Source organism: Rhodococcus sp. CX, assembly GCF_015865005.1.
Taxonomy (GTDB): domain Bacteria; phylum Actinomycetota; class Actinomycetes; order Mycobacteriales; family Mycobacteriaceae; genus Rhodococcus.
This window is the reverse complement of sequence record NZ_JADZGH010000158.1, coordinates 16,258-20,922: the sequence shown is the minus strand read 5'-3', so window position 1 is coordinate 20,922 and position 4,665 is coordinate 16,258. Positions and strand designations below refer to the sequence as shown.

General features: G+C 62.5%; 3 protein-coding genes and 1 pseudogene. All 4 read right to left on the bottom strand.

Going from position 1 to position 4,665, the window contains the following annotated elements:
- Positions 1-351 (bottom strand): annotated as a pseudogene (locus tag I0Q12_RS16590) (hypothetical protein); the annotation flags it as partial.
- A 595-nt stretch (positions 352-946) separates the two neighbouring features.
- Entirely contained in the window at positions 947-2,491 is a 1,545-nt protein-coding gene (locus tag I0Q12_RS16585) for a hypothetical protein (protein WP_269437628.1), read from the bottom strand.
- An 8-nt stretch (positions 2,492-2,499) separates the two neighbouring features.
- Positions 2,500-2,787 (bottom strand): DUF262 domain-containing protein, encoded by a 288-nt coding sequence (locus I0Q12_RS34655; RefSeq protein WP_269437627.1) that lies wholly within the window; start codon positions 2,785-2,787, stop codon positions 2,500-2,502.
- A 192-nt stretch (positions 2,788-2,979) separates the two neighbouring features.
- On the bottom strand, positions 2,980-3,507 hold the full coding sequence (locus tag I0Q12_RS16580; RefSeq protein ID WP_307846291.1) for a DUF4352 domain-containing protein: 528 nt from the start codon (positions 3,505-3,507) through the stop codon (positions 2,980-2,982).
- Positions 3,508-4,665 lie beyond the last annotated feature (1,158 nt).

Here is a 4,665-nt window from a genome sequence, read left to right as displayed (position 1 = left end):
ACCTTCACCGAGAACGAACGGCTGTTCCTGCGGCGTCACGGTTTCGTCGAAGATCGGGCTGTAGGAGAACGTCCAGTACGACTCCTCGACGAAACCGTGACGCCGCAGGAACAGCCGTTCGTTCTCGGTGAAGGTGGCCCGGCCGGCCCACGCTTCCTCGGCGAGGGAGCCGACCGCGTCCCAGATCTCCCGCCAGCAGTCCGCGCCCCGCTGCCCGACCGCAGCGGGGTACTTGTCGCCGAGGATGGGAACGAACGCGTCGTTGAAGATCTGGATCAGTTCCGGCCCCCACCACACCAGCATCGGCACTTCCGACGGCAGCACGGTGTTCACCGCCATCCGCAGTTCCATGGGCCAGGTCTCCACCGGCCCGAGTGCGGTCGCCGACCAATCGGTGTTCCGGTGCCGCTCGCGGGCGTCGCCCGGGCCGGCGAACAGCCGTTCGGCCGTCCAGCCGGACGATGGGAGCTCCGCTTCCAACGTTGAACTCCTCCGCTTGTCCTACCTGCGGGAGCCTTCGCATTTTCCCATCGAGGCCGCGATCGGACCACCGGAACGCAGAAGTGTGCTGACCCCGCAGAGTGAGTCGAGCGGCTCAAGCGTCACCCATCCCTGAAGGCCAGGAGGTCGAAGTTCCCCGCCAGCCCTCGTGATCGTCCCTGCTCCGGGCGAGCCCTACCCCCACCCCGGTCCCAAATGGGGCGAGCCTTTCACCGGTCGCCTCGTGATCAAAGTTTGTGTTCCTAAACTTTGATAGTTGGGCGGGAGCATCAGGGGCGAACGGACGGAGCGCTCACGGAGCTCGCTGGAGTGGACCCGGGGCACACCGGGACGCACTGGAAGTGCCCGTCGCCGGACACCGAAACCTGCAGTTGTTACCGGTCATCGAGGAGCAAATCGGTGCCGACGAGAACGGCCTCGGTTCCCACAAACTAGTGGGAGGGGATTACCCGATCTGCGCGGGTTCCTCGATCAGTTCTTCGGGTGCGAACTGGCTGGAGTCCTCCTCGGCGTGTCCTTCATCGATGTCGCGTTGGACGGGCTTACCGATCGCGTCCTCGACGAGTCGACACAGCTGTTCCCGACGCTGCCGGAAAAAGCCGTCGAAGTCATTGGCGCGCAGTTGCTGCGGCGGGATCAGGTGGGTGCTAAGCAACTGATTCAGGCGGTCGGAATCGATCTGAGCGTGCTTTTCGATCACGTCCAAATATGCAGAGGGGGCGGCCCCACCGATGGTTCGGTTGGTACGGGCACTGATCGTGGTCTTGTTGACGATGCTTTCGCGACGTTCGTCGTCGATACCCTGGTCGTTGCACCATTTCTGCGGGAAAACGTGGTGGATGTCCACGGCGAGGTTGACGTACTGGACCTTGTCCAGCGCCTTGTCCTCCATCCAGTCCCGGGCGCCCTGGGCCAGGATCAATGCGGCGATGCCCTTATAGGCCGCGGCGTTGCGGGTCCGCAGAGAGTGCAGCCGTGACTCCGTGAACGAGGCATCCTGGATCGTGCGTGGCATCGCCGACGTCGTCGTTCCAACAGCCCACCCCGGGGTGGATTCGATATCCCGGGCAAACCGGGTCTCGATCGCCGAGCCGTAGAGTTCGCCGAGTACACCACACCAGTACCACCGTGCCAGTCTCTCGCTGACGGCGATCAGGTCGGCGTCCGAGCCGAGCAGGACCCTTATGGCCGCTAGGGGCACCAGTTGTTTCGGATAGGGGATGTCGCGTGGTGCGAAGATGTGACGGTCGGCGAGGAAGGTGGCCGTCCAGATGAAGGCTTCGCGTAGCGGATCGCGCCATTCCAGGTAGTCGCTCAGGGTGAGCTTCAAGACGTCCTCACGCTTGGCGGAGACCGCAGGAGGCCGATCCGAGGTGTCGGCCTGGTTGCGTTTAAGGGTGGTCAGCATGGTGACTGCTTGGAGGAAGTCGGTGTTCTCCACTGCCGCGAGAGTGGGATGGGCGACCCATTTGAGCTGCGTTTCTTTCCAGTCGTCGTTGAGGCGAAAGTCCTCTCCTGTTCGATGGTAGTAATCGGCGTCGCCGGCAAACATCGCGGTGAGCAGCTCGAACACATTGAGTGGAAGTCCGCCGATGTTCACCTTCTCGAACACCGTCGCGACGGCGGCCTTGTCGGTGTCCTCGTCGAGGACTATGGCGGGAATGTCGTAGGTGGCGGCGGGCTTGATGAACTGTTCGTGGAATCGTTTACCGAGCCCGCTGTCGGGGAGATCCCACATCCAACTCATGTAGTCGTCGTACAGCAGTCGCAGCGGAAAGAAGCCGTGGCCGCGTTCTTTGTCCTCGTCAGACAAGTCGAGCAGGATGTCCTTGGCGAAGTTCGTGCGGACGATTCCATCGCCGGGGATCGAGATCACGGCATCGTCCACTCGGTTCGGATCGCTCAGAGCGGTCTCCATGTGGACCAGGTACCGCCGAACCAGCAACTTCCCGCGGCTGTCCTTCGTCGTGACGATGCCATCCCCACTCAATGCCTGGGTCAGCGACGTGAGACGCTGCTGACCGTCCAGCAGCAGGAATTTGCCGCAGTGTCGGGTGAGAAGTGTGTCCCTTCGATCGGGCGCGGCTTGAAGCGAACCTGAGAGTTGCCGGTCTTGAGAAGCATCACCACCCCGAGGGGATGCCGTCGCAGCACAGTCACCAGCAGTTGGCGTATTCGCTCATCCTCCCACTTGTAACCGCGTTGGAAATCGGGAAGCTGGACCTCACCCGACCTGGTCCATTCCAGGTACTTGCTCAACTCGTACATCGGGGTCAGGAAACCCATCCGTTATCCCTTTCGTTTCCCTTTCGGTCCGATCCCGTCGCCGGGTCGTATCGACACACTTCCTATGTGGGGCAGATGTTCCATGCCTGACACGACTGACCACGGTCGCTCGAGCGCATTGGGTCAACTCTGCGCCCCGGCATGCCGAGCGTGTCGAGGGTGGGCGCGTCCGCCCCTGGATAGGTGATGGTCCTAACGCTGGTTGATCCAGCCGATTCGATCGGAGGAAAAATCGAACGACGGATCGTAGAGGACGACGTACTGTCCGGGGGGTGAACCGGCGCGGTTGTCGAAACAAACCTCTCCCGTGGCGGTCCCACCCGGCGCGACAGCGCCGTAACCAAGAAGATTCGGACGCCCGGTGATCCAGGTATCGCGAATGGCGCCGGCCGGATCCTGCAACTTCCAGTCGAACTCAGCGAAGTCGGCGGAGTCGTCACCGCCATTGTTAATGCTGACCGTCGTGCACAGAACCGCGCTGTAGGGATCATTCACCTCGGACAGCGGTGTGGTCGTGATGGTGATCGCGTCGAGGGTGACGGCGTCGCCTGCATTGGCGGCCGTGTCCCCGTCCTGCTTCCCTTGGAAGGTAAGCCCACGCTCGTTTGACTGAGCACTGCCGCCGTCGTCGCCGGGCGTGACGGTAGCTTCGTCATCCCCGGTGCTGCTTGCGATGAGTGCGACACACCCGCCGAAGAAGAGAACGACAACACCCAGCACTATCCAGGGCCAAATTTTGCGCTTCTTAGGTGGAGGCTGTTGGTAGTGGCCCGGCGGATACGACCCCGGGGGGTATCCCCCTCCCGGGGGTAGCTACCACCGGGCGGCCCGTACTCCGGGTTTCCGCGACGTTCGGGGTCTGGGGAAGACGGCTGATCCGACATTTGGATCCTTCGGTAAGGGACATTTGCCGTCACTTAGTGACTCGGATCACATATCGCACGGGCGCGCGGCGCTGTTACCGGTCTCAACCGCGCAGACTTCGCATTCGAAGTGCCCATCGCCTGGACACTGACCAAGTTCGCCAGAGCCTGGACAGGATTCGAGGGCAGGTCGCGGCCGATGCCGATTTAGCCGTATGACCGGCCGGGTGCGTATTCCCAAAACCTCTCTGAGCTGCTTCAACGCACTGCGAGGACCCATTCGTGCATCCGGAGCGGAGGAGGCACTTGAGAGCCTTCCGCTGAGACTCGTAAAGCGCCGGAAGCGTGAAGGAACGAGGATAGACCAGGTCCGCGAGGCCCGGTGAACAAGCTGGACCTGCGCGATGGTGAGCCCTCGACAAGCAATGTCGGTGTCACCTTCCTGGGGATTGCCGTCATCGTTGCGGGAGGTCGCTGCAGGGAGGGTGTCCAAGATGCGTCGTTAGCGTCAGCACACCCCGACTTGCGCCGAAATACACCATTTATCCGGAAAACACGGTGCGCTACAGTCCGTGCCAGCGGTGAGCAGGAACCCTGCCTTCCAACTCTCGATGCGGGGATCCGACGCCCCCATGCTCCGCGGCACATTGATCCTGCCGACGACGATTGCCTCGGCTGAGCACGGCCCCGACTCGCGGAACAATCTCCGCAACCAACCGGTATTCGAATCTCGCGCACGAACGCGTGTTCGAGTTGACCGCCCCCACCTCGCGTGGGACCATCCCAAGATCATCTGAAAACAGTTCGACCCCGGCCGGTGCGGGAACACCGATCCGGGGTCTGGGCACACGACAGAAGGACGCTGTCATGCACCGTAGGCTGGATTCTATCCACGCGCCCGATCGAGGCGCGCATCGGCGAGCGACTCCACTCGATCCCCTGTCGACGTCCTGACATTTCCGCCCTTCGACCGCGCCGGTCGAGGGGCTACAGGCGTTTCTTCTCCACGGTGTGT